The following is a 25,844-nucleotide window of genomic DNA, read 5'->3' on the forward strand; positions in this document are numbered from 1 at the left end:
GCCGCAGCCGGGCGGAACGTCCTGCCGCCCGCCAAGGCCCGGCCCGCCTTACCTCCGGGGGATTTCCGCCAAGGCATGCGCCTTGCAGGAATCCGGGACCGGCAGAATATTCCGGCAAGGAGGAACGATGATCAATCCGGTCGCCCAAGGCTACGGCATACAAACGATTCCGCAGACCACGAAGTCCGCCCCGCAGGGAGCCGAAACGCGCTTAGGCGCGGGCGGCGACAAGGTGACCATCTCCGAGGAGGCGCGGGCCATGAGCGCCGCCGCCTCGGACCGATCGTCCGAAGGGCTGGGCCTGCTCCAGAACGAGATGCCTCTTCTGAATGCCGATGAGCTTGAAAATCTGACCGAGGACGTCTCCGGCCGCATCACGGCCCTGCTGCTGGAAAACGACATCCCCACCAGCCCTCCTGCCGAGCTCTACGTGGATTCGGCGGGGGCGGTCCGGGTCAAGGGCAACCATCCCAACAAGGAACGGATAGAGCAGGCGCTGGCCGAGGACGAGGAATTGTCCAACGACTTCCGGCAGGTCTCGGCCCAGACCTCCATCCAGGAGGCCGGGAAACGGCACACGGAGTTTGCCCGCGCCTACGAGATAGACCCCGATGCGGCCGTGGCCCGCTTCGCCTCTCTGTTCGACGACATTCCGGACGACCCGTACACCATGACCATCGGCGGCGAGGCCTCGGCCGGAAACGGCTAGAAACTGAGGTCGTGTGATTTCTTGGCTGCGCCGGGCTTGGCCTTGGCGGAGCTGAAGATCTTGGGCTCGGCCTGCTTCATGAGCTTGGCAGCCTCTGCATTGAGGGGGTTGCGGTCGTAGGCGGCCTTGGCGTTGTTGAACACCTCCCCCCACTCGCGCTTTTCCAGGTGCAGCTTGGCCATGCGCAGGTAGAGGTTCTCGCTGGGGCCGAGCCAGCGCATGGCGTCCTTGATGGCGGCCATGGCCTTTCCCGACTCGTGCAGCCCCTCATAGCAGAGGATGAGCGCGTTGTGGGCGCGCACGTCGGTGTTCTGGGTCTCCAGCGCCTTCTGAAGATACGGCACGGCCTCCTGGAACAGGCCGAAGGTGGTCAGCCGGTTGCCGATGTCGGACTGGATGCCCTCGATATCCTGGAAATATTCGGCGATCTTGGAGTAGAGCTTGCGCGCCTCCAGGGGATTGCCCGCCTTGATCAGCTGGGCGGCCTTGATCAGGTTGTCGTCCAGCACGCCCAGCCGCTTGCGCAGCCTGGCCACCCGCGCCTTCTCCATGGCCTCGCCGAGCTTGGCGTGGAGGCGCATGAGGGTCTGGAAGAACGCCTTCTCCCTGCCCTTCTGGTACTTCAGCCCGTCCGGGAAGAGCTTGCGGATCATCTTCATCTTGTTCAGGTCCCGCAGGGCCTCGTCCAGATGCGCCTGGATCTCGAACTTCTCCGCCCCGAAAACCTGGCTCGTGACCATGCCCCGAATGGCGCTGGCCAGACTCTTGAGCGTCCGCAGATAATCGTTCTTTTTGGCGTAGGCGCGCGCCCGGGCGATATCTTCGCGAATGTCCTTGGCGGTCATGGGGGTGGCTGGCATGGTCCTTCCCGGGTCTAAAAAAACACTAAAACTTCATCCACTCACTAATACAGGCCCGCAAATTTGGCAAGTACGAGCCCGTTTGTCCCGCTTTTTCGAGCCACTAGCAACGACTTTTCCGGCCCCCGGTTGACGTGCGCATCGGATACCGTATAGCGTAGCCGACCATTGCGGTCCCGTCTCACCTCATCCCGGAGAGCCCCTTGAACGTCTATCTCGCCGTCATCATCGGTTCCCTGCTCGCGGCCTGGCTGCTCGGCGTCCTGTCCGACCTGCTCAACGCACGCGCCATGCGGCCCGAACCGCCCGCGGAGCTGGCCGACTCCTTCGACGCGGAGACCTACGCAAAATCGCAGGCATACACCAGGGAATCAATGATTTTTTCCTCCGTGGCCGACACCTTCAACACCGTGGTGACCATCACCGTGGTGCTGGCCGGGGGGTTCAACCTCCTGGACAACATCGTGCGCGGCGCCGGATTCGGTCCGCTGGCCACCGGGCTGCTCTACATCGGCGCGCTCGGCCTGATCTCCGGCACCCTCTCCCTGCCCTTCGAGGCCTACCACACCTTTGTCCTGGAAAAGCGGTTCGGCTTCAACACCACCACCCCCGCCACCTTTGTCCTGGACCGGGTCAAGGGCATGGGACTGACCGCGCTCATCGGCACCGTGCTGGTGGCCGCCATCCTGCTCTTCCTGCGCGAGGCCGGACCCTACGCCTGGCTCCTGTGCTGGGGGTTCTCCGTGGTCGTGTCCCTGGCCCTGACCTACGTGGCCCCCACCTGGATACTGCCCCTGTTCAACAAATTCACCCCGCTGGAGCCGGGCGAGCTGCGCGACAAGCTGGAACGGTACGCGGCCCGCGAAGGGTTCGAGCTGTCCGGCATCTTCGTCATGGACGGTTCCAAACGGTCCACCAAGGGCAACGCCTTCTTCACCGGGTTCGGCAGGCGGCGGCGCATCGCCCTGTTCGACACGCTCATCCGCGACATGACCCCGGACGAGATCACCGCCGTGCTGGCCCACGAGGTCGGCCACGCCAGGCTCGGCCACATCCGCAAGCGGCTGGTCACGGGCATCCTCAAGGCCGGGGCCATCTTCTGGCTCATGTCCCTGTTCCTGGATTCCGCCCCCCTGTTCGCCGCCTTCGGCATGGAGCACCATTCCATCTACGCGGGGCTGGTCTTCTTCGTCCTGCTCTACACGCCGCTCTCCCTGGTCTTGTCGGTCGCGGCCAACCATGTCTCGCGCAAGCACGAATTCCAGGCCGACGCCTTCGCCGCCCGGACCACCGGCCGGGCCGGGGACATGATCTCCGCCCTCAAGAAGCTCTCGGCCTCCAACCTGTCCAACCTCACGCCCCACCCGCTCACGGTCTGGCTCGAATACGGCCATCCGCCGGTGCTGGACCGGGTGCGCGCCCTGTCCGCCGATCCCGGGCGGACGACGGCACAATAAAAGGCGCGCCCCTCGGGACGCGCCCCGTTCCATGGACTAGAACCGTTCGAACTCTTCTGCCGAGCCTCTCGGCAGACGCCCCCCGACCTGCGGAGAGTCCGACACACCCCGGGCCGAGGGCCGGGCCTTCCCGCTTTCCGATCGCTCGGCCACCCGAAAGAAGCTCACCGCCCGCTGGAGCTGAGTGGCCTGGGCCGACATCTCCTGGGACGTGGCGGCCAGCTCCTCGGAAAAGGAGGCGCTGCGCTGGGTGACGACTTCCAGTTGCTGTACGGCCGAGGAAACCTCCTCGGCAGAGGCGTACTGCTCCTTGTTCGCCTCGGCGACCTCCAGGGCCAGCCTCTCGTTGACCCGGATGTCTTCGACCACCCGGGTGAGCATGTTCCCGGCCAGTTCGGCCACCTCCAGGCTGCTGCCGGTCAGGTCGCTGATCTCCGAGGCCGCGATTCCCGACCGCTCGGCCAGCTTGCGGACCTCGGCGGCCACCACGGCGAACCCCTTGCCGTGCTCGCCCGCGCGCGCCGCCTCGATGGCCGCGTTCAGGGCCAGCAGGTTGGTCTGGCGGGCGATTTCCTCGATGATGCCCGTGCGCTCGGCAATGTCGCGCATGGCCTGCAGGGTCTTTTGGACGGCCTCGCCGCCCTGCTCCGCATCCTTGGCCGTCTTGACCGCGATCCTGCCGGTCTCCTGCGCCTTTTCCATGTTCTCGCGGATGCGCCCGGCCATCAGTTCCATGGACGCGGTGATCTCGGCCACGGCCGAGGCCTGCTCGGTCGCGCTCTCGCTCAACTGCGCGGCGGAGGAGGCGATCTCCGTGCTGCCCGTGGACACGTTGGTCGCACCGTTCATGACCTCGTGCACCACTTTCCGCAGGGACACTACCATGCTCCCGAGGGAGCGCATCATCCGGCCCAGTTCATTGGGCGCCTCGCTGGAGATGTCCCTGAGCAGATCGCCCCGGGCCATGCCCTCGGCCAGCCCCATGCCCTCGCCCACCGGATTGACCACCAGGCGACGGAGAAAAACGACCACGATGCCGATGACCAGGACAAGGATGGCCGCTCCGATGCCGGAGAGCACGTAGGCCTGGTGGATGGCCCCGGCGGCCAGGTCGCTGGTGTAGGCGGTCACGACCACGATCCAGCCGGTCAGATCCTCCCTTTCGAAGATCATGATCCTGTCGTTTCCGCCCTCTTCCACATGCGTGATTCCCTGCTTCGTCGCGGTGACATCCCTGTAGTAGGGGCTGTTGCTCACGTCCGACAGGATCAGGGACTTGTCCTTGGGGTGATAGCCGATCCGGCCCGCGCCATCGATGATGAAGCCGTACCCCTCCTTGCCGAGCACCAGCGAATCGATAAAGTTGCCGCAGAACCGGTTCCAGTCGCAAAAGACCGCCAAGCCGCCGAGCAGCGCCCCATCCGGCCCGTGAACCGGGACGCAAATGGCGAACACCAAATCCTCTCCGCCCTTCACCTTGAAGACCGACTGGGACACGTAGCTGTCGTACTCCCCGCTGAGGACGCCCCGGACGTACTTTCGCGAGGACAAATCCGCGCCGATCATGGACTTGCCGTCCGCGCTGCCGCCGGCAATGATCTTTCCGCTCAGGTCGAACACGCCGCCGCCCTGAAGGGTTGCATTCTTCCCGGCATAGTCGAGGATGAAGTCGTGAGCCGGACCGGCATCGCCGTTTTGAAGCGCGTTCACTATCTCCGACCGGCTGCTCAAGGCCAGGGTGGAGACGAGGTTGTCCTCGATGAACAGGTGCAGGGCGTCCGTGATCCCCTCCGCCTGGGCCGATGCCGATGCCGTCTCGCTCTCCAGCGTCATGCTGTAGGAAGAGTTATTGACGTAATATACGAGTGCGCCGACTCCGAGGGCGATGGTCAGCGTGCACGGCAACAAGATGGCTCTTGAGAGGCTTTTCGTGATCCAATTCAACATGCGAGACTCCTCAAAACCTATGATTAGGTGAGTATTGATTGATCATTCAAACATACCGATGAGTAGTCGAAACTGTGCTTCCCTCAAAATTCTCTGTCCATTATATTGTCTAACATGACAGCATGTTATAGAATAACCGCCACAAAAAACACTCAGGCAATACGCGAACTCCGAACCGCCTGAGATCGCCCCGGCACCAGTGGGGTTTTCCTGTTCGAGCACCGGGCCGGGCCGAAATCGGCTCCCGGCGGACATTCCGCAAACCGTTCCTTTTTCCCGAACCCTATGGCAATGTGGGGCAAGGTCCCCAACTCCAACAGCGAGCGACACCATGCGAGAAGTGCCCTTCGATCCGGAAAACGACGACCTCATGCAGCGGCTCCGGAACGTGCCCGTCTTCGACAGCCTGCCCGAAAGCCATATCCGCGAGGCCATGCGCGCCGCATCCATCCGGCGCTACGAGGCCGGAGAAACAATCATCAGCGAAGGGGAATACGACGAACAGGTCTTCTTTCTCATCTTCGGCAAGCTCGCCATCCAGGCGGGCGACGTGCAGGTGGGAACCCTGCAACGGCTCGGCGACGTGTTCGGGGAAATGGGCATCATCGACGACAGCCCGCGCTCGGCCACCATCAGCGCCGAGCGGACGTCCCTGGTCATCAGCCTGGACAAGAAGGCCATCGGCAAGCTGGGCGACACCAGCAAGATCTTCACCCAGGCCGTCATGTACCGGATCTTCGCCGAAGTCCTGGCCGTGCGCCTGCGAGAAGCCAACTGCGCCATCATCCGTCTTGAAGACGAACTCTGCAAGTTGCGGGGGAAGTAGCCGGATCCGTCTTTCCCCTCCCCTCCAACGGCGGGCCCTCACCGGTCTCGCCGTCCGACAGGAACCGTGGCCGTCCCGAATAATAATTACCTCAGGGAGCCACAGGGGCTATGCTTCCCGGTATTCTCCGGAAGCATCCGCTCAATCCGGAGGGGGAGGGAATCCGATGCGCGTCAAATACAAAGTGACGACTTTGGGAGGCATCATCGCTTCCGCCTGTGCCGCGAGCTTCATCTCCGTCATCTACTGGAAGACGGCCGCACCCGGCCAGGAGGCCGAGTTGCGGATCTGGGGCTGGTGCCTGGGCGTCGGCTGGCTGGCCGCGGCGATTCTGGCCGGGCTCGGGCTGGGAAATGCCATCACCGCGGCGGTCATGCGCGTGGCCGAAGTCCTCAAACAGCTCAACCTGGGCAACCTCGACGTGGAGCATATCCCCATGGGCAAGGCCGTGGACTGCGGTGACAAGGTCGGCTGCAACAACCCCGATTGCCGCTCCTACGGCAAGGACTCCCACTGCTGGGTCGAGGCCGGATCCTTCAACGCCGATCCACAATGTCCCAAGGCCGTCCAGGGATTGGATTGCCGGGACTGCAAAATCTACAAGCACGCCGTGAACGACGAGTTCGAGGAGCTCGGCTCGGTCCTCAACACCATGGCCGACCGGCTGCGCACCCTGGTGGGCGATATCCAGACCTCGGCCGCAGGCGTGGCCGCGGGCAGCCTCGAGCTGTCCACCTCGGCAGAGACCATGAGCCAGGGCGCCGTGGAGCAGGCGGCCAGCGTCGAGGAGACCATGGCCTCCATGGAACAGATGACCGCCAACATCGTGCATACGGCCGACAACGCCAAGCGGACCTCGGACGTGGCCGCAAAGGCGGCCGCCGAAGCCTCCGAGGGCGGCCGGTCCGTAGCCCGCATGGTCGAGGCCATGCACGTCATCGCCAACAAGATCACCATCATCGAGGAGATCGCCCGACAGACGAACCTGCTGGCCCTGAACGCGGCCATCGAAGCGGCCCGGGCCGGGAAGCACGGCAAGGGATTCGCCGTGGTCGCTGCCGAGGTGCGCAAGCTGGCCGAAAAATCGGGCCAGGCCGCCGCCGAGATCGGCGAAGTCTCCGCGGACAGCCAGGCCATCGCCACCAGCGCCGGGGAAATCCTCGAACGGATGGTCCCGGACATCACGGCGACCTCCGACCAGCTTCAGGAAATCTCGGCCTCCAGCGACGAACAGCGCAGCGGCACCGACCTCATCTCCCACGCCATCAGCCAGATGGACACCGTGGTCCAGCAAAACGCGGCGGCCTCGGAGGAGTTGGCCTCCACCGCCGAGGAGCTTTCGGCCCAGGCCGTGGAATTGCAGCGGGCCATCGGCTATTTCCGCACCACCCGGGTGCGGGCCGAAGCCGAACCGTTCCACCAGCCCGCTCCCCGCCCCGCCCCTGCCCGACCCGCGCCCAAGGTGGTCCGGCCTCCGGCCAAACCCCTGCCCGCCAAACCCGCTCCTTCCCGACCCGCTTCCTCCGGGCCGCCCCCGGCCAGACCCGCAGGCACCTCGGGCGCACAGCACAAGGACCTGGTGGCCTGGGACCAGTCCTTCATCCTCGGCATCGAGGAGATAGACAACCAGCACCATACCCTGGTGGACCTGGTCAACTCCCTGTACCACGCCATGCAGGAGGGACGCGGCCACGACTCTCTCGGCGAGCTGCTGGAGCAACTCAAGGATTACACCGTGAACCACTTCGGCACCGAGGAGGAGCTTTTCCGCAAAACCGGCTACAAGGGGGCCGAAGGACACGAGGAAATCCACCGGGACCTGGTGAACACGGTCCTGGAGTTCGAACAGAAGTTCAAAAGCGGCGAGGCGACCATCACCCGGGAGCTGATGACCTTCCTCCGGGACTGGTTGCAGAACCACATCAAGAAGGTCGACAAGGCCTACGTCAAGCACATGCACGGCGCAGGCGTCCACTGACCGGCGACGACACGAAAAAGCCCCCGTCACCGGGGGCTTCATCATAGGAGCATCAGGGGCCCCGGCCTAGCCCGCCGCGCGGGCCGCGACCTTGGCGGCTTCCTCACCCTTGCCCTGGGCTTCGAGGGCCTCGACGAGGGTATCCCAGTAGGCGTCCACGCCCGGAGACAGGGCCGAGGACTGGCGGGCCAGGACCTCGGCGATCTGCGGGTCTTCGCCCTGGTCGAGATAGAGCTTGGCGAGCATGTGCATGGCCTGGTGGTCGTTGTGGTCGGCGTTGAGGGCCAGGTGCAGGTATTCGCGGGTCGCCTCGATGTCGCCCCGGCGGTAGGCCACGCGCGCCAGGGGGCGCAGGACCATGCGTTCGCCGCCGGGCTGATCGGCGGCCTTCTTGTAGAGATTCGCCGCTTTCTTCAGGTGGTTGGCCTTCTCCTCGATGGAGCCGAGGCGCATGAGGGAATAGACGTGGCCGGGCTCGGCCTTGAGGCATTGGCGGTAGGACTTCTCGGCGGCCTTGAGGTCGCCCAGCCGGTGGTTGGCCCAGCCCAGGTTGTAGAGGGCGAGGACGTCCTTCCTGTCCAGCTCCACCACCCGCTCGAACTCGTGGCGCGCCTCCTGGAAACGGCCGAGCTGAGCGTAGCAGATGCCGAGCGAGTTGCGGGCCAGGAGGTTGTTGTCGTCGTCGAGCAGGGCGAGCTTGAACTCCTCGATGGCCCCGTAGATGTCGCCGTCCATGAACCGGCGGTCGGCGGACAGGTTCAGGGAGATGGAGTCGAACACGGCCACGCGCGGCTCGGGCAGGAGCATGGCGTGCTCCAGCGCCTTGCGGCAGTTGTCGAGCATGTCGGCGCGGTCGAAATTGAGGAAGGGGTAGCGCGAGGAGCCGACGGAAATCTTGATGTCCAGGGTCTCGGAGGCCATGCGCTCCAGTTCCAGGGAACGGTCCATGAGGGTCTGGCGGTCCACGCCTTCGGAAAAGATGATCATGCCGTTGAGGCCGAACCGGCCGCCGGTGGCGTTTTCGCCGAACACGCCGCGCGCCAGCCGGGCCACGTCGCGGGCCATGTGGTCCATGCCGTCCTGGTAGCGGTCGCTCTCGTCGGGCTGGTCCAGGATGCGGACCAGGGAGAGGCCGAAGGATTCCGGCTTGAGCCGGGCCTTGGAGAACCAGGTAACGAATTCGCCGTAGCGGAGAAGCTGGGTCGCGCCGTCGTGGCTGGGCATGGAATCGTCCTTTATTTCCTGCGCCTCGGAGAACAGGCTCTCGTCGCCCTCGATGAGGTTGAGGCGGTCGCCCGGCTCCACGGACCAGGCCGCGTCGCCCAGGTGCAGGGCCTCGGCAAAGGCGATATCGTCCTGGACCTCGACCAGGACCACCTCTCCCTTGTACATGGCCGGATAGCGGCCGGAGATGCGCTCGTCCTCGGTCAGGGTCGCGGAGGCCATGCCGCCGGACTTGGGCGAACGGACCAGGAACCGCTGGCCCACCTTGGCCCCGGACGCCTCGCCCAGGGACACGACCATGCGGTTCATGGGCAGGGTCTCGAGCACCCGGCCGCCCTTGGACAGGATGTCGGCGTAGCCGAACACCCGGTTGCGCCCCTGGTCCTTGGCCACGGCCACGCCCTTGCGCGCCTTGCGCACGAGCATCCGCGCCTGTTCGGACGGGGTGCGGCGGAACTGCGCGCCCTCCAGCCCCTGCGGATAGCAGACGTAGCCGAGGCTGCCGGTGACGGTGATGGTGTCGTTGGTGATGTCGTCGGTGTAGGAGAGCTTGCTCAGCCCGGACCGGATGACCTCGGACAGCTGGAAACAGGCGCGCGGCTTGGCGTCGGGCACGAGGATGGCGAACTTGTCGTTGGCGAAGCGGGAGACCGTGGTGTACTTGGGGCAGACCAGGGAGAGCAGCCGACCGACCTCGCTCAGGATGTCGTCGCCCTTGAGATACCCGTACCGCTCGTTGATGGGCTGGAAGGTATCGAGGTCGAGGAAGATGACCCCGAAGGTGCCGGAAAAGCTGACCTCCGGCTCGCGGCCGTCGCCGCCGGGGCGGCAGTTGCCCGCAGCCAGGCAGCCCTGGACCTGGTCGATGGCCTGCTCCAGCTCGTCGAAGAAGAAATTGCGCGAATACAGGCCGGTCAGGGGATCGGTGACCGCCTTCTTGTACAGGGCCAGCTTCTCGAGCACGGAACCGGCCAGGGCCATGAGATACTTCGGCGCGGTGGACGGGGCCTTGAGCCGCACGCCCTTGGCGATGAAGTAGCACATCATCTCGCCCTTGAAGACCAGCGGCAGGATCAGCTCGTTGTCCTCGGGCCGGAACTCCGGCTCCGGGATCACCGCCGTCTTCTCCCTGGGAAAGAACAGGCTGTAGGAGGTGAAGGGAACGAACTCCGCCATGCAGTCCTTGATGGTGTGCTCGAAATCGATCAGCTCCTGGGGAGTGAGCGAAGCGGCCCCGTCCGAGAAGATGTCCTTGTTTGTCCTCATAATGCGGCACGGTACAACGGGCATTGTTTTTTCTCAAATAAAAGTTTGAGTAATGGGCCGGGACAACACCGGTTTTCCTCTCCCCGGCGGTCGCCCGCCGCACCGCGCCGGGCGCACTATATCAATACATCCAGATATAAACATTTTGTTTGACTCCACTGGTCAAATCTGTCAGGTGTTCAACCTAGCTTTCGAGGCGAACAATGAAAATCATCACCGAACCAGCAGAACTGCAACGCCAATGCCTGGCCTGGCGGCGGCAGGGCCTTACCATCGGCCTTGTCCCGACCATGGGCTATCTTCACGCCGGCCACGCCGCGCTCATGGACCGCGCCCGTCCGGAATGCGACCGCCTCGTGGTCACCCTCTTCGTCAACCCGACCCAGTTCGGGGAGAACGAAGATCTGTCCACCTATCCGCGCAACCCCGAGGGCGACGCCGCCACGGCCGAAAGCCACGGCGCGGACCTGCTCTTCGCCCCGGAGCCGGGGACCATGTACGCGGACAACCACGCCACCTGGGTGGAAGCGCCGAGGCTCGGCGTCCATCTGTGCGGGGCCACCCGGCCCATCCACTTCCGGGGCGTGTGCACGGTGGTCACCAAACTGTTCATGCTCAGCCAGGCGGACGTGGCCGTGTTCGGAGAGAAGGACTGGCAGCAGCTGGCCATCCTCCGGCGCATGGTCCGCGACCTGAACATCCCGGTGAAGCTCATCGGCCACCCCATCGTCCGCGAGTCCGACGGCCTGGCGCTCAGCTCCCGCAACGCCTATCTCTCGGAGGAGGAGCGCGCGGCGGCCCCGGCCATCCGCCGGGGACTGGTCAAGCTGGCCGAAAAGGCCCGGGCCGGAGAACGCGACTGCGCGGCGCTGAAGCGGTTCCTGGCCGCCGAGTATGCGGCCGAGCTGCCCATGGGCGAACCGGACTACATCGAGATAGTCCACCCCGACGAGATTGAGCCGCTCGACGCCATCGACGGACCGGCCCTGGCGGCCGTGGCCGTGCGCATGGGAAAGGCCCGGCTCATAGACAATATATTGATAGAGGTGTAACCCTAGTGGCCCAAAGATGTTTTTTGAGCGCCAAGATTCACGGCGCGACCATCACCTGCGCGAACCTGGAATACCGGGGCAGCATATCCATCGACACCAAGCTGATGAAGACGGTGGGACTGCTCCCCTACGAGCAGGTGGATGTCTACAACCTTGACAACGGAGAACGGCTGACCACTTACGCCATCCCCGGCGGCCCCGGCGAGATATGCCTCAACGGCGCCGCCGCGCACAAGGGATCGGTGGGACAGCGCGTGATCATCGCCGCCTACATGTGGCTTGACGAGAACGAGGCCAAGACCCGCAAACCGCGAGTCGTGGTCGCCGACAGCAACAACTCCGTCGACGAAATCATTGAGTGCGACCTGATCTCTGATTTCTAGACGACATTTTGAAGCATCCCTGAAGGAGGGTCCGATGCAGATTGAAGGCAAATACCTTTTCACTTCCGAGTCCGTGACCGAAGGCCACCCCGACAAGGTGGCCGACCAGATTTCCGACGCCATTCTCGACGCCATCATCGGCCAGGACGAGAATGCCCGGGTGGCCTGCGAAACCCTGGTCACCACCGGCATGGCCTTCATCGCCGGCGAGATTTCCACCACCGCGTTCGCCGATTTCCCGGAAATCGTCCGCGCCACCATCAAGGACATCGGGTACAACAGCTCCGACACCATGGGCTTCGACTGGCAGACCTGCGCGGTCATCTCGTCCATCGACAAGCAGTCCCCGGACATCGCCCAGGGCGTTGACCGCGTGAAGCCCGAGGACCAGGGCGCGGGCGACCAGGGCATGATGTTCGGTTTCGCCACCAACGAGACCCCGACCCTGATGCCCACCCCCATCTACTACGCCCACAAGCTGTCCCGCCGCCTGACCTACGTGCGCAAGGAAGGCATCCTCGATTTCCTGCGCCCCGACGGCAAGACCCAGGTCTGCGTGCAGTTCGACAACGGCAAGCCCGTGCGCATCGACAACGTGGTCGTCTCGTCCCAGCATGACGAGAACATCGCCTACTCCGACCTGAAGGAGGCGATCCTCAAGGAAGTCATCATGCACACCCTGCCCGAGGACCTGATCGACGAGAGCCTGAAGACCTACATCAACCCCACCGGGCGCTTCGTCATCGGCGGCCCGGTCGGCGACTGCGGCCTGACCGGCCGCAAGATCATCAACGACACCTATGGCGGCGCGGGCGCCCACGGCGGCGGCGCGTTCTCCGGCAAGGACCCGTCCAAGGTGGACCGCTCCGGCGCGTACATGGCCCGCTATGTGGCCAAGAACGTGGTCGCCGCAGGCCTGGCCGACATCTGCGAAGTCCAGATCGCCTACGCCATCGGCGTGGCCGAGCCGGTCTCCGTGGTCGTCAGCTCGCGCGGCACCGGCCAGGTGTCCGACGAGCAGCTGACCAAGGCCGTCACCGAAGTCTTCGACATGCGCCCCTACTTCATCCAGGAGCGCCTCAAGCTGCGCCGCCCCATCTTCCAGAAGACCACCAACTACGGTCACTTCGGCCGCGAGCTGCCCGAGTTCACCTGGGAGCAGACCGACGCCGTGGAAGACCTGCGCACCGCCTGCAAGATCTAGACGCGACAGCAACAGTCTCGACAAGGGGTGGAAGCGGCTGCTTCCGCCCCTTTTTTCTTACCCTCCGGCCGCACAGCGCGGCAATCCCCGGCCCCTCTCCGGTTCGTCCCGCCCATCCCGTAATTACGTTTTTGTAGCATGATTGTTATCAAAAATGGCATTCTTTGGTGACTTTCCAACCCTTTCCTGCTACGGGTTCCACCTTTGCTGCATACATCCTCAATTTCAACCTACCTTCACCTTTTCTGGAGATCGCATGAACACATACGCTAAAAGCAACGACGTAATCGGCAGCGTCAACCGGGGGAACGCCATCGAATCGGGCCTGTGCACCCTGTGCCGGGCGGACTGTCAGGGCAAGTGCGAGACCTGGCTCTCCTCCCTGCGCGGCCGTGAAATCCTCTACCCCCGCGACTTCGGCCTGGTCACAGCGGGCAGCGGCAACACCTGCCATGTGGGCGTTTCCTACAACTCCCTGCGCATCCAGGGGCTGAACTACGGAGCCATGGGAGCCGCCGACACCAACGCGGACCTCCTGTTCACCGACGTCAGCCTGGAAACCTCCTTCGGCGCGCGCGAAATCACCAAGTGCAAGGTTCCGTTCATGACCGGCGCGCTCGGCTCCACCTTCATCGCCGCCAAATACTGGGACTCCTTCGCCGTGGGCTGCGCCCTGGTGGGCGCGCCCATCGTGGTCGGCGAAAACGTGGTCGGCGTGGACCGCGAGGCCGAATTCAAAAACGGCCGCGTCTGCAAGGCCCCCGAACTGGAGCGGCGCATCGAGACCTATATGCGCTACTACGACGGCTTCGGCGCGATCATCGTCCAGCTCAACGTCGAGGACACCCGCAACGGCGTGGCCGAATACGTGGCCGAGAAATACGGCGACAAGGTCATCATCGAGCTCAAGTGGGGACAGGGCGCCAAGAACATCGGCGGCGAGATCGAGGTCTCCAGCATCGAGTACGCCCAGTTCCTGAAGAAGCGCGGCTACCTCGTGGACCCCGACCCGGACCGGGAAGAGGTCAAGGAGGGATACGCCAAGGGGTCGGTCAAGCATTTCGCCCGGCACAGCCGCCTCGGCTACACCAACCTGTCCACCTACGATCAGGTCCGCGACGAATTCATGAACTCGGTCAAGTACCTGCGCGAGCTGGGCTTCAAGCGCATCTCCCTGAAGACCGGCTCCTACGGCATGGAGGCCCTGGCCATGGCCATCAAGTTCGCCTCCGAGGCGGAACTCGACCTGCTGACCATGGACGGCTCGGGCGGCGGCACCGGCATGAGCCCCTGGAACATGATGGAAAGCTGGGGCGTGCCCTCCATCCTGCTTCACGCCAAGGCGCACGAATACGCCTCACGGCTGGCCGCGCGCGGCAAGCGCGTGGTGGACATGTCCTTCGCGGGCGGCTTCGCCAAGGGCAGCAACATCTTCAAGGCCCTGGCCCTGGGCGCTCCCTTCGCCAAGATGATCTGCATGGGCCGCGCCATGATGATCCCCGGCTTCCTGGGCGCGAACATCGAGGGCGCCCTCTTCCCCGAGCGGCGCGCGACCGTCAGCGGCAATTGGGACAAGCTCCCGGCCGCCGTGACCCGGTACGGTCAGGTCCCGGAGGAGATATTCGCCTGCTACCAGGACGTGGCCAAGCACGTGGGCGCGGCGGAGATGAAGCACATCCCCTTGGGCGCGGTGGGCATCTGGAGCCTGGTGGACAAGCTGTCCGCGGGGTTGCAGCAGCTCATGTGCGGCGCGCGCAAGTTCCGGCTCCGGGACGTGGCCCGCGAGGACATCGCCTCGGGCAACCGCGAGACCGAGCGGGAGACCGGCATCCGGTTCATCACCGACATCATGGACGAGACCGCCAAACGGATTCTCGACAGCTAAGGCCGCCTTCGGCCCCGAAAAAACAGAGGGAGGACCGCTTGGTCCTCCCTTTTTTGTGCGCAAGGCCCGAATCCGGAACCGCTAGAGGCATCCCCCGTCGATCTCGCGCGACATGTCCACGCACAGGATGCGGTGCCTGCCGCTGCTCTTGTGGTAGAAGACGTGCGAGATGGTGATGCACAGGTTGCCCGAGGCCAGCGAGATGTACGGGCGGGTGGTGAACTTCTCCAGCCCCGCCTGGATGGGCAGGAAATATTCCTTGAGCGAGTGGTCCGCCCCGATGGTCGCGGGTTCGTACAGAAACCGCTTGCTGGTCTTGAGCCGACCGGGATCGCAGACCGTGTCGGAAATCTGGGTGCCGCGCATGTCCAGGACGTAGAGGCACTCCACGCCTTCGTAGCTTTCCACGAAGGCGGACAGGGCCTGGCCCATATCCTTGGCCTGAGTCTCGGCCAGACCCTGGCACATGGTCAGCACGGTCAGGTCGTAGCTGGAATAGAGCCGCTTGTCGTCCGCGATCTGCTGGGTGCGGTTCTCGCGGTGCCGTTCGGCCAGGGCGTCCACCTTGGTGGCCATGCCCGGGACCGCGTCCAGCCCCGGCGCGGGCCGGGCGAAATAGAACCCCTGGAAGACGTCCACGCCGTTGCTGAGCAGGCACATGGCCTCCTCGGCGGTCTCCACGCCCTCGGCCAGCACCAGGCAGCCGAGGCGGTTGGACATCTGCACGAAGCTGCGGACCACCTCCAGCTTGTGGAATTGCTCGTTCACGCCCTTGATCAGCCCGCGGTCCAGCTTGATGACGTCCGGCTTGATGAGCGGGATGCGGTCGAGGTTGGAGAACCCCGCTCCCACGTCGTCCAGGGCGATGAGGAAGTCGTTCTGCCGGTAGAAGTTGACGAAGGACATGAGCGCGTCCGTGTCCTCGCACCGGGACTCGATGATCTCGATGATCACGTTGCTGGGGCTGATGCCGCAGCGGTTGACCAGGTTGAGCAGGTGATTGGAGCCGCGCGTCTCCTCGTTGATGCAGGAGGCGTCGATGTTCATGGAGAGCATCAGGCTCTTGTCTTTTCTGTGCAGGGCGGCGAAGGATTCCGCTGCGTTTGTTCGGCAGGCCCGGTCCAGGGCGAGCCGGGATGCCTTGTCCCGGGCCTGCGCGAACAGCAGGGTTGGAGGTATGATTTCTCCGCTTTTGGGGTCGAATCCTCTGCTCAGCGCCTCCAGCCCCACCACGGCCTTCCTCTTGAGGGAAACCTGCGGCTGGAAGTGCGTGACCAGAAAACGGTTTTCAATGATCTCTTGTATGTCTGGCACTGTGGTCAACACGGAAATACCTTGGACTGCCCGATGGCCGTTTTGCTTTTCAACCCAGTGCCTGCCAGTCCTGCGACATAAGGCCGGGGCGGTGCGGTCGCGCCGCCCCGGCGCTTATATGCTTGTCGCAATCCGTCTAGAGGATGCCGTCCTCGCCGGTCCTGATCCGCAGGGCCTTGTTCAGCTCGGTGACGAAGATCACGCCGTCACCTTCGGAGCCGGTCTGGCCGGAAGACAGGATGGCATCGATGGCTTTGGCTTCGAAGTCGTCGTTCACGCCGATCTCGAGGCGGACTTTCTTCAGGAGGTTCACCTCCATCTGCACGCCGCGGTAGGTCTCGGTGAATCCCTTCTGGCGGCCGGAGCCGAGGACGTTGGTCACGGACAGGGAGTATATCTCCTTGGAGTAAAGCGCCTGCTTCACGTCGTTCAGCTTTTCGGGCCTGATGTATGCTATGATGAGCTTCATTGTATATTCTCCTTAATGATCTCTGGTTGCTGCGCTTCGACTACTCGTTGCTGAAGAGCTGGAAGCCGTTGTAGGACTCGGAACCGTGCTCGGCGATATCCAGACCCTTGAGCTCCTCTTCCTTGGTGACGCGGATGCCGAAGACGCCCTTGATGATGGACATCAGGATGAAACCGGCGCCGAAGGCCCAGACGAAGAACACGCCCACGCCGATCAGCTGCACGCCGAGCTGGCCCATGCCGCCGCCGAAGAACAGGCCGCCGTCGGTGTTGAACAGGCCGCAGGCGATGGTGCCCCAGGCACCGCAGACGCCGTGGACGGAGGCGGCACCGACCGGATCGTCGATCTTCAGGACCTTGTCGATGAATTCGATGGACAGGACGACCAGCACGCCGGCGACCAGACCGATCAGGATGGAGGGGCCGGGGGTGACGGTGGCGCAGGGCGCGGTGATGCCGACCAGGCCGGCCAAGGCGCCGTTCATGGTCATGGAGATGTCCGGCTTGCCGAAGCGGAACCAGGAGAAGACCATGGCGGCGAGGGTACCGCCGCAGGCGGCCAGGGAGGTGTTCATGGCGATCAGGCCGATGGTGTCGTCGGCGGTGGTGGTGGAACCGGGGTTGAAGCCGAACCAGCCGAACCACAGGATGAAGACGCCCAGACCGGCCAGCGGGATGTTGTGGCCCGGGATGGCCTTGGCCTTTCCGTCCTCGGAGTACTTGCCGAGGCGCGGGCCGAGAACCAGGGCGCCGGCCAGGGCGATCCAGCCGCCGACGGAGTGAACGACGGAGGAACCGGCGAAGTCACAGAAGCCGAGGGCTTCCAGCCAACCGGCGCCGTCGTCGCCCAGCCACAGGGAACCCCAGGCCCAGTGGCCGGAGATGGGGTAGATAAGACCGGAAATAACGATGGAGACCAGGACGTAGCTGCCGAACTTGGTGCGCTCGGCCATGCCGCCGGAGACGATGGTGGCGGCGGTGGCGGCGAACACGGACTGGAAGAACCAGAAGGTGTAGGTCCACATCATGTCACCCTCGGCCACGCCGGACAGCGCGTAGCCGGAAGTGCCGATGAAGCCGCCGGCGTCCAGGCCGAACATGACGGCGAAGCCGAACAGGAAGAAGACGATGGAACCCGCTGCGAAATCCAGGAAGTTCTTCATCATGATGTTGCCGGCGGATTTGGCGCGGGTGAAACCGGCCTCGACGCAGGCGAATCCGGCCTGCATGATCATGACCAGGCAGGCGGCGATCAGAGTCCAAAGGAGGTTCGCATTGGACTGGGTGAGGTACTCCACATCCTGAGCAAAGGCAAAGGTGGGGGCAAGGGCTGCTACCAAAGCGGCCGCGCCTATGGCGAGCCTCTTGGAAACATGGGTCGGGGACTTTCTCGAAAACATTGCAATACTCCTCTTTGAATGGAATGCGTTTCTAACCTGCCCTCCTCTTATCAAGAGTCGTGCCAAACCCGGTTTTCATTGCAAATGGCGTAAAACCGCCACCTCCAGCCCATGTAGACATTGCGCTTTTTTTCATTTTTGTGATAAAGTACAATTTTGCAGCCTAATAATTACCTCAAAATTGTCAAAATGTAAAAAATTGTCAAATACGCCAAAAAGTGACCGCCGGTCGCAGGTTTTTCTCCGTTTTTGCCTATCTATATGAAATATAATAGAATCTTTTTGTTGACATAAACACCCTCCCGGTGTAGCTCTATTCCCCATGAACTCCACCACTGTTTCCACCGCATACTTTTCCAACTTTTACTTTTGGTATTGGTATAACCACGCTCGCGGGCTTGGAAGAGGTGCAGTGTAACCAGGTGGTGGTTCACACAAGCTGAAAAAAACTTCTTCAAGGGCCGCGGGCGAAAGCCGGCGGCCCTTGCCTTTTACGGCCGCCGGACTTCGGCCCGGCTCCTTGGGGGAAAACCTTCAAAGGAGAGAGAACATGCACATCGGTAAAGCCATCAGGCTGGAGCGGATCTTCAACCGAAACACCGGCCGGACCATCGTGGTCCCCATGGACCACGGCGTGACCGTCGGCCCCATTGACGGACTTGTCGACATGCGCGAGGCCGTGGGCCGGGTCGTGGACGGCGGGGCAAACGCCGTCATCGAGCACAAGGGGCTGGTCCGCTGCGGCCACCGCGCCGAAGGCAAGGACATCGGGCTCATCGTCCACCTGTCCGCCTCCACCTCCCTGTCCCCCTTCCCCAACGCCAAATCCCTGGTCGCCTCCGTGGAGGACGCCATCCGGTTGGGCGCGGACGCCGTGTCCATCCACTGCAACCTCGGCGACGAAACCGAGGCGTCCATGCTGAACGATTTCGGCAAAGTCTCCTCCGAGGCCGCCAACTGGGGCATCCCGCTGCTGGCCATGGTCTACGCGCGCGGTCCCAAGGTGAAGAACGAATACGCCCCGGAGATCGTGGCCCACTGCGCCCGCGTGGGCACCGAGCTGGGCGCGGACGTGGTCAAGGTCAACTACACCGGCGACATCAAGTCCTTCACCCACGTCACCGACTCCTGCTGCGTGCCCGTGGTCATCGCCGGGGGGCCGAAACTTGACAGCACCGAGGCATTCCTTCAGATGGTGCATGATTCCCTGGAGGCCGGAGGCGCCGGATTGTCCGTGGGACGCAACGTCTTCCAGCACGAGAACCCCACCCGACTGGTGGAGGCCCTGAACATGATCGTCCACAACGACGAGACCGTCGAGGCCGCCCTGAACCATCTCAACGGATAGAAGAGAGCCATGAAGAAAGTCATTTTCAAATCCGTCCCCTTTGACAAGGTCCTGGTCACCCTGGCGCTGGAATCCGGCGTGGACGCGGTGATGGTCGAGAAGGACAAGGTCGCGGACGTCCGGGCGCTGGGCCGGGTCAAGGTCATCACCCCCGAGGACATGCCCGTGGTCGAGCTGACCAAGAAGGCCGACGAGGAAGTCGCGGTCAAGGCGATCAAGGCGGGCAAGGACGTGGTCCTCAAAAAGGGCTGGGAGATCATCCCCGTGGAAAACATCCTGGCGCAGGTGGACACCCTGGCCCTGGAATGCGAAAGTCTGGACCGCGCGGTCCTGGCCGCGGGCATCCTGGAGCGCGGCTGCGATACGGTCGTGGTCCTGCCCGAAGGGGGCGCGGACCTGAAGCAGATCGTCGCCGAACTCAAACTCTCCCAGGGAACCATGGAACTGCAAACCGCCACCGTCACCGCCATCGAGCCCGCCGGGCTGGGCCACCGCGTCTGCGTGGACACCATCTCCGTACTCAAGCGCGGCCAGGGCATGCTCATCGGCAATTCCAGCGCCTTCTCCTTCCTGGTCCACGCCGAGACCGAATCCAACCCCTACGTCGCGGCCCGGCCGTTCCGGGTCAACGCGGGCGCGGTTCACGCCTATGCCCAGATGCCCGGCGACAAGACCACCTACCTGGACGAGCTGGCGGCGGGCACGGACGTGCTCATCGTCGGGGCCGACGGGGCCACCTCCCTGGCCACCGTGGGCAGGGTCAAGGTGGAGGTCCGGCCCATGCTGCTGATCACCGCCGAGGTGAAGACCGCAGGCGGGACCAAGACCGGCCAGGTCTTCCTCCAGAACGCCGAAACCATCCGCGTGGTCTCGGACAAGGGCGAACCTGTGTCCGTGGTCACCCTGAAGGTCGGCGACAAGATCCTGGTCAGGACCGACGAGGCGGGCCGCCACTTCGGCATGCGCATCAAAGAGGACATCAAGGAGGGCTAACCCCCTCCATCGGAGCAAGACCATGGCCGACAAGACCGACGCCCCAGACGCAACCGACATCCCCGACCTCGGCGAGCTGCGCGAAGCCATCGACGCGCTGGACACGAGGATCGTGGACCTGCTCAACGAGCGGGCCAAGCTCTCCCTGAGCGTGGGCCGCTACAAGGCCGCCAAGGGCGAGCCCATCTACAAGCCGTTCCGCGAGCAGGAAGTCATGGACAAGATCGCGGAATCGAGCCCCGGCCCCCTGCCGGACAAGCACCTGCGGACCATCTACCGCGAGATCATGAGCTCGTCGCGGCATTTGCAGCGGCCCGAGCGGGTGGTCTATCTCGGCCCGGAGGGAACCTTCTCCTACTTTGCGGCCATCGAGCACATGGGTTCTTCCGCCGCCCTGACCCCCAAGTCCAACTTCGAGGAGATTTTCCGGGCCGTGGCCGAGGAAGGCGCGGAGCTGGGCGTCATCCCCCTGGAGAACTCCATCGAGGGGACCGTGGGCCAGGTGGTGGACCTGTTCATGAAGTACAAGGTCTACATCCAGGCCGAGGTCTTCAGCCGCATCAGCCATTGCCTCATCTCCCACGCCGCCAAGGTCGAGGACGTGGAGGTCATCTACTCCCACCCGCAGCCCCTGGGCCAGTGCCGGGACTGGCTGCGCACCCACCTGCGCGACGTGCCGACCATCCCCATGGAGTCCACGGCCGAGGCCGCGGAGGTGGTGGCGGGCAAGAAAGCCGCCGCCGTGGTGGGTCACGTCAGGCTGGCGGACATGCACGGCATGAACGTCCTGGCCGAATCCATCGAGGACATGCCGGACAACTGGACCCGGTTCCTGATCATCGGCGCGGCCCCGTCCCAGGAGGACCGCCGCGACAAAACCTCAATTTTGTTCACCACGCCCAACCGCCCCGGGGCCCTGGCCCGGGTGCTGACCACCCTGGCGCACCAGGGGATCAACGTGACCAAGCTCGAATCCCGTCCCTTCCGGGGCGAGAAATGGAAATACGTCTTTTTCGCCGACTTGGGCTGCGACCTGAGCGGCGGACGGTACGAGGACGTCCTCGCGGACATCCGCAACCAGTGCCATACGCTGCGCGTGCTGGGCACCTACCCGACCCAGGAGGAACTGCAATGACCCAGGACCCGATCATCATCAACGCTCCGGCCAGCAAATCCCTCTCTCACCGCACCCTCATCGCCGCCGCGCTGGCGAACGGCGTGTCCGAGATATCCTCGGCCCTGCGTTCCGACGACATCACCCGCACCCGCGACTGCCTCACGGCCTGCGGAGCATCCATAGAGGAAAAGGGCGACCTGCTGGTGGTCACCGGCATGGAGGACGGACCCAAGGGCGGCAATGCGGACGGCAAGCACAAGGACGAAGCGCCCCACGAGCTGTTCATGCACGAGTCCGGCACCACCTGCCGGCTGATGACCGGCGTGGCCGCGGCGGGCAAGGGAACTTTCCGGGTGCACGGCGCGGAGCGCATGCACGAGCGCCCCATGGCCGAGCTGGTCTCGGCCCTGTCCGGGCTGGGGACCAAGTTCGCCTTCGAGGGCAAGGAAGGGTTCCTGCCCTTTGTCATGACCGCAAACGGCTACAGGAAGAAGAGTGCCGAGATCACCCTGGAGGAGAGCAGCCAGTACCTGTCCGGCCTGCTCCTGGGTGCGCCGCTGGCCGACCACGAGATCACCATCAGCGTGACCGGCAAGAAGGCCGTGTCCTGGCCCTACGTGGCCCTGACCCTGCGGATCATGGAGGATTTCAAGGCCGAATTCGAGGTCGAGGTCAAGGAAGGACGCGTCTGGAAAACGGTCCCCTGGCGCTCGGTGAAGAACGCCACCCCCGGCAAGATCCGGTTCATCGTCAAGCCCACGGGCTACGACGCCACGGGCTACCGGGTGGAGGGCGACTGGTCCAACGCGAGCTATTTCCTGGCCGCCGGTGCCGTGGGCAAGCGGCCGGTGCTGATCAAGGGCCTGGCCGCGGACTCGCTCCAGGGCGACCGCGCCATCATGGACATCCTCAGCCAGATGGGGGCGTCCATCAAGGTGACCTTCGAGGGCATCCTGGTGGAGCCGAGCCGGTTGCGCGGCATCCAGGTGGACATGGGCCGCTGCCCGGACCTGGTCCCCACCGTGGCCGCAGTGGCCGCCTTCGCGTCCACGCCCACGACCATCGGCAACGTGGCCCATCTGCGCCTCAAGGAGACGGACCGGCTGGCGGCCTGCGCCACCGAGGTGGCCCGCACCCAGTGCGAGACCGAGACCACCAGCGACTCGCTGATCGTCCGCCCCGCCCGGTTGCCCAGGGGGCACGCCGTGTCCTTCAAGACCTACAACGACCACCGCATGGCCATGTCCATGTCGCTGTTCCAGCTGGCGGGCCTGGACGTCACCCTTGACAACCCCGCCTGCGTCGGCAAATCATTCCCGGGCTTCTGGGACGAGTGGAAGAAAATCACCGGATAGGGGATCGGCGGAACCATGGCAGCAGGAATCTACAGAGTCGCCGTAATGGGCGCCCAGGGCCAGATGGGGAGCCGCTTCACGGCGGACTTCCGCCGTCTCGGCCTGAAGGTCGCCGAGCTGGATCGCGCCTCCTCGGAGGATGACGTCCGCTCGGCCCTGGACGGCTGCCATCTGCTCATGCTCAGCGTCCCGGTGACCGCCATGGAAGCGGTCCTGGACCGGGTCCTGCCCCATCTCGCGCCGCCGACCATCCTGTGCGACGTCGGCTCGGTGAAGGTCCTGCCGCTCAAGGCCATGACGGACCGCTATCCCGGCCCGGTGGTCGGCACCCACCCGCTGTTCGGACCGGTGATCCCCGAGGGATTCACGCCCAGGGTGGCGGTCATGCCGGGCCACGAGGACGACGTGGACGCCGCCGCCGACGTGGCCGGGCTGCTCAAGCGGTGCGGCTACCGGTCCTTCGCGTCCACGCCCCAGGAGCACGACCGCGCCATGGCCTACATCCAGGGGCTGAACTTCACCTCCACCGTGGCTTTCCTGGCCGCGGCCCGCGACCTGGAGGGAATCGAGAATTTCGTGACCCCCTCCTTCCAGCGCAGGCTCGATTCGGCCGCCAAGATGCTGACCCAGGACACCGAGCTGTTCGAGGTCATCTCCGAGGCCAACCCGTTTCTCCAGGAAGTGAACCGCAAGTTCCTGTCCTACCTGAGCCTGGCCGCCGGCGGCGACCTGGAGCTCCTGGCCGACAGGGCCCAGTGGTGGTGGCGCGACGAGACGGCATATTAATGGGTGCGGCCTTTGGCCCGGCACGCGACATTTCTCGCAACCAAAGCCGCACCCCACCCAAGGGTGCGGCTTTATTACATTCAGGAGACCCAGTGATGAACGGAACGTGAAAGAAATCGGAAAACCGCAAGAAACTGAAGGGATGGCAGGTCATTCCAAGACCCTATCATTAACCACACCCGCAACGTAACGGACCGTTGCGCCCGGCGCGGACGCGCCAGGCTCCGGCCCGCAAGGACTCAAACATGCAGAAGATAACTCTCACGCAGCACGGCACATGGCTGCCTGCGGACGTGCAAACCACCATCTCCCTCTACATGGGACTGGTGGGCGACCAGCCCGGCATCCTGCTGGAATCGGCAGAGGTGGACGGGCGGCTCGGCCGCTACTCCCTCATCGCCTTCGACTACCGGCTCATGCTCCACCCCGTGGACGGCAGGCTGGTGGTCGAGACCCCGGACGAGCGGCTGAAACCCCTCAAGGAATTCGAGGGACTGGACTATCTCACCGGAATCAAGGAAGTGGTCGCCAACCTGTCCATCGAACAGGAGGCCACGGGCGGCAATTCGACGACCATCGGGCGCGACGGCCTGCCCGGCCTGACGCGCGGCCTGTACGGCTATTTCGGCTACGGCGTGGCGGGCATGTTCGAGCGCAAGCTCAAGGACGTGTGCAGGCCCGAGGACGCCGAGGCGTGCCTGGTGCTGCCCGGCCAGATGGTCCTCTTCGACCACCTGCGCCACTCCTGCTGCTATCTCTCCCTGGACGAGGGAGCCACCCCCATGCCCGCTCCCATCCAGTGGGGCGCCGACCTCACCGCGCCCGAGGCCGGGACCCCCAAGGTTCACCCCGGCAAGGAGGAGTACATGGCCGGGGTCGCACGGTGCAAGGAACTGATCGCCGAGGGCGAGTGCATCCAGGTGGTCCTGTCCACCCGGTTCACCGTGCCCCTGCCCGACGAGCCGTTCAAGATCTACCGGCGGCTTCGGCAGGCCAACCCCTCCCCGTTCATGTTCTACATGAAATTTCCCGACTGCCCGTCCATGGGCAAGACCTGCGGCACCACCCTGCTCGGCTCCTCGCCCGAGATGATGGTCCGGTCCGCCGCAGGCAGCCTGGAAGTGCGCCCCATCGCGGGCACCCGGTGGCGCGGGGCCACCGAAAAGGAGGACATCCGTCTCGAAGAGGAGCTGCTGGCCGATCCCAAGGAGCGCGCCGAGCACGTCATGCTCGTGGACCTCGGCCGCAACGACCTGGGCCGCATCTCCAAGCCCGGCACCGTGACCGTGGAGAAATTCATGAACGTCGAGCGGTTCTCCCACGTCATGCACCTGACCTCCTACGTGGAGGGCGAACTCAAGGACGGGTTGGACGGCGTGGACGTGCTCCAGGCCACCTTCCCGGCGGGCACCCTGTCCGGCGCGCCCAAGATCCGGGCCATGGAGATCATCGCCGACCTGGAACCCCAGGAGCGCGGCCCCTACGGCGGCTGCATCGGTTGGATGGGACTGGACGACGGCGTGGTCAGCCTGGACACCGGCATCACCATCCGGTCCATGTGGATCAGGGATGGAATCTGCCACTGGCAGGCGGGCGCGGGCATCGTCTACGACTCCGACCCCGAGGCCGAATGGAACGAGTGCAACAACAAGGCCCGCGTGATCCTCGAAGTCATCACCGGCAAGGGAGGCACCGATGTTTTTGCTGATAGATAACTTCGACTCCTTCACCTTCAATCTGGTGCAGGCGTTCCAGCAGCTCGGGGCCGATCCGGTGGTCATCCGCAACGACCGCGAGTCGCTGCTCGACCTCGCAAGCGGCGGCGAACTCACCCGGGTCTGCCTCTCCCCCGGCCCCAGCAACCCGCAGAACGCGGGCTACTGCCTGGAGTTCCTGGCCCGGCTGCCCAAGGAGATCCCGGTGCTCGGCGTCTGCCTGGGCCACCAGACCCTGGGCCACTTCGCGGGCGCGCCCGTGGAGCGCGCGGCCCGCATCATGCACGGCAAGGTCTCGGAGGTGGTCCACGAGGGCCGGAGCGTGTTCGCGGGACTCCCCTCCCCGTTCACGGTCTGCCGCTACCACTCCCTGATCGTCCCGGCCGAAAAGGCTGCGGACAGGATCGAGGTCACGGCCCGCACCGCCGAGGGCGAGGTCATGGGGCTCCAGTACAAGGACCGCCCCTGGCACGGAGTGCAGTTCCACCCGGAATCCATCCTCACCCCCGAAGGACCGAAACTCCTCCAGAACTTCCTGAACATCAAAGGATAACGCC

The 25,844-nt window shown here is 64.4% G+C and carries 21 protein-coding genes; 15 read left to right on the forward strand and 6 right to left on the reverse strand.

The genetic code is table 11. The features are described 5' to 3' along the window. The first annotated feature begins 127 nt into the window (after nt 1-127). Nucleotides 128-709 carry a hypothetical protein gene (locus AWY79_RS15590; RefSeq protein ID WP_066805981.1) on the forward strand — a complete coding sequence of 194 codons (582 nt, stop codon included), beginning with the start codon at nt 128-130 and terminating at the stop codon, nt 707-709. Here the strand turns inward: AWY79_RS15590 and AWY79_RS15595 are convergent. After that, nucleotides 706-1,569, reverse strand: coding sequence for a tetratricopeptide repeat protein (locus tag AWY79_RS15595; protein ID WP_066805983.1), 864 nt, complete (start codon nt 1,567-1,569; stop codon nt 706-708). The genes AWY79_RS15590 and AWY79_RS15595 overlap by 4 nt on opposite strands. A gap of 203 nt (nt 1,570-1,772) precedes the next feature. Between AWY79_RS15595 and AWY79_RS15600 the strand changes: the two genes are divergently transcribed. Further along, nucleotides 1,773-3,026 (forward strand): M48 family metallopeptidase, encoded by a 1,254-nt coding sequence (locus AWY79_RS15600; protein ID WP_066805985.1) that lies wholly within the window; start codon nt 1,773-1,775, stop codon nt 3,024-3,026. A gap of 36 nt (nt 3,027-3,062) precedes the next feature. Here the strand turns inward: AWY79_RS15600 and AWY79_RS15605 are convergent, their stop codons facing one another. Beyond that, nucleotides 3,063-4,859, reverse strand: a complete 1,797-nt coding sequence (locus AWY79_RS15605; RefSeq protein ID WP_148651035.1) for a methyl-accepting chemotaxis protein — start codon at nt 4,857-4,859, stop codon at nt 3,063-3,065. Between the two features lie 445 nt (nt 4,860-5,304). Here AWY79_RS15605 and AWY79_RS15610 point away from each other — a divergent pair, with 445 nt between their 5' ends. Together AWY79_RS15610 and AWY79_RS15615 are read left to right on the forward strand one after the other, a co-directional pair. Beyond that, complete coding sequence (locus AWY79_RS15610; RefSeq protein WP_066805987.1) at nt 5,305-5,799, forward strand: cyclic nucleotide-binding domain-containing protein; 495 nt, start codon at nt 5,305-5,307, stop codon at nt 5,797-5,799. A gap of 166 nt (nt 5,800-5,965) precedes the next feature. Continuing rightward, nucleotides 5,966-7,777, forward strand: coding sequence for a bacteriohemerythrin (locus tag AWY79_RS15615; RefSeq protein WP_066805988.1), 1,812 nt, complete (start codon nt 5,966-5,968; stop codon nt 7,775-7,777). Nucleotides 7,778-7,843: 66 nt separating this feature from the next. Here the strand turns inward: AWY79_RS15615 and AWY79_RS15620 are convergent, their stop codons facing one another. Next, on the reverse strand, nt 7,844-10,267 hold the full coding sequence (locus tag AWY79_RS15620; protein ID WP_066805989.1) for a tetratricopeptide repeat-containing diguanylate cyclase: 2,424 nt from the start codon (nt 10,265-10,267) through the stop codon (nt 7,844-7,846). A 203-nt stretch (nt 10,268-10,470) separates the two neighbouring features. Here AWY79_RS15620 and panC point away from each other — a divergent pair, with 203 nt between their 5' ends. The 4 genes from panC (at nt 10,471) to AWY79_RS15640 (ending at nt 14,791) form a co-directional block, all read left to right on the forward strand. Beyond that, nucleotides 10,471-11,319 (forward strand): pantoate--beta-alanine ligase, encoded by an 849-nt coding sequence (gene panC / locus AWY79_RS15625; RefSeq protein ID WP_066805990.1) that lies wholly within the window; start codon nt 10,471-10,473, stop codon nt 11,317-11,319. A 5-nt stretch (nt 11,320-11,324) separates the two neighbouring features. Next, nucleotides 11,325-11,702, forward strand: coding sequence for an aspartate 1-decarboxylase (panD, locus tag AWY79_RS15630; protein WP_066805991.1), 378 nt, complete (start codon nt 11,325-11,327; stop codon nt 11,700-11,702). A gap of 34 nt (nt 11,703-11,736) precedes the next feature. Then, nucleotides 11,737-12,906, forward strand: a complete 1,170-nt coding sequence (gene metK, locus AWY79_RS15635; protein WP_066805993.1) for a methionine adenosyltransferase — start codon at nt 11,737-11,739, stop codon at nt 12,904-12,906. A gap of 256 nt (nt 12,907-13,162) precedes the next feature. After that, nucleotides 13,163-14,791 (forward strand): glutamate synthase-related protein, encoded by a 1,629-nt coding sequence (locus AWY79_RS15640; RefSeq protein WP_066805996.1) that lies wholly within the window; start codon nt 13,163-13,165, stop codon nt 14,789-14,791. Nucleotides 14,792-14,872: 81 nt separating this feature from the next. Here the strand turns inward: AWY79_RS15640 and AWY79_RS15645 are convergent, their stop codons facing one another. The 3 genes from AWY79_RS15645 to AWY79_RS15655 form a co-directional block, all read right to left on the reverse strand. Further along, on the reverse strand, nt 14,873-16,105 hold the full coding sequence (locus AWY79_RS15645) for an EAL domain-containing protein (protein ID WP_233490939.1): 1,233 nt from the start codon (nt 16,103-16,105) through the stop codon (nt 14,873-14,875). Between the two features lie 136 nt (nt 16,106-16,241). Then, entirely contained in the window at nt 16,242-16,574 is a 333-nt protein-coding gene (locus AWY79_RS15650) for a P-II family nitrogen regulator (RefSeq protein WP_066806001.1), read from the reverse strand. Nucleotides 16,575-16,614: 40 nt separating this feature from the next. After that, a complete protein-coding gene (locus AWY79_RS15655) occupies nt 16,615-17,973 on the reverse strand; it encodes an ammonium transporter (protein ID WP_066806003.1) in 1,359 nt (452 codons plus the stop codon). A 550-nt stretch (nt 17,974-18,523) separates the two neighbouring features. Between AWY79_RS15655 and AWY79_RS15660 the strand changes: the two genes are divergently transcribed. The 7 genes from AWY79_RS15660 to AWY79_RS15690 all read left to right on the forward strand — a co-directional run bounded on the left by AWY79_RS15660 (nt 18,524) and on the right by AWY79_RS15690 (nt 25,840). Next, a complete protein-coding gene (locus AWY79_RS15660; protein ID WP_066806005.1) occupies nt 18,524-19,321 on the forward strand; it encodes a 2-amino-3,7-dideoxy-D-threo-hept-6-ulosonate synthase in 798 nt (265 codons plus the stop codon). Nucleotides 19,322-19,330: 9 nt separating this feature from the next. After that, nucleotides 19,331-20,314, forward strand: coding sequence for a 3-dehydroquinate synthase II family protein (locus AWY79_RS15665; RefSeq protein WP_066806006.1), 984 nt, complete (start codon nt 19,331-19,333; stop codon nt 20,312-20,314). A gap of 22 nt (nt 20,315-20,336) precedes the next feature. Further along, complete coding sequence (pheA, locus tag AWY79_RS15670) at nt 20,337-21,449, forward strand: prephenate dehydratase (RefSeq protein WP_066806008.1); 1,113 nt, start codon at nt 20,337-20,339, stop codon at nt 21,447-21,449. Beyond that, nucleotides 21,446-22,786, forward strand: coding sequence for a 3-phosphoshikimate 1-carboxyvinyltransferase (gene aroA / locus AWY79_RS15675; protein ID WP_066806010.1), 1,341 nt, complete (start codon nt 21,446-21,448; stop codon nt 22,784-22,786). The genes pheA and aroA overlap by 4 nt, the downstream gene beginning before the upstream one ends. 15 nt (nt 22,787-22,801) lie before the next feature. Then, nucleotides 22,802-23,572 carry a prephenate dehydrogenase/arogenate dehydrogenase family protein gene (locus AWY79_RS15680; protein WP_066806012.1) on the forward strand — a complete coding sequence of 257 codons (771 nt, stop codon included), beginning with the start codon at nt 22,802-22,804 and terminating at the stop codon, nt 23,570-23,572. Between the two features lie 245 nt (nt 23,573-23,817). Then, complete coding sequence (locus tag AWY79_RS15685; RefSeq protein ID WP_066806014.1) at nt 23,818-25,287, forward strand: anthranilate synthase component I family protein; 1,470 nt, start codon at nt 23,818-23,820, stop codon at nt 25,285-25,287. Beyond that, nucleotides 25,268-25,840 (forward strand): anthranilate synthase component II, encoded by a 573-nt coding sequence (locus AWY79_RS15690; protein WP_066807312.1) that lies wholly within the window; start codon nt 25,268-25,270, stop codon nt 25,838-25,840. Before AWY79_RS15685 ends, AWY79_RS15690 begins: the two co-directional genes overlap by 20 nt. The last annotated feature ends 4 nt before the right edge of the window (nt 25,841-25,844 follow it).

The organism is Pseudodesulfovibrio indicus (assembly GCF_001563225.1).
GTDB lineage: Bacteria > Desulfobacterota > Desulfovibrionia > Desulfovibrionales > Desulfovibrionaceae > Pseudodesulfovibrio > Pseudodesulfovibrio indicus.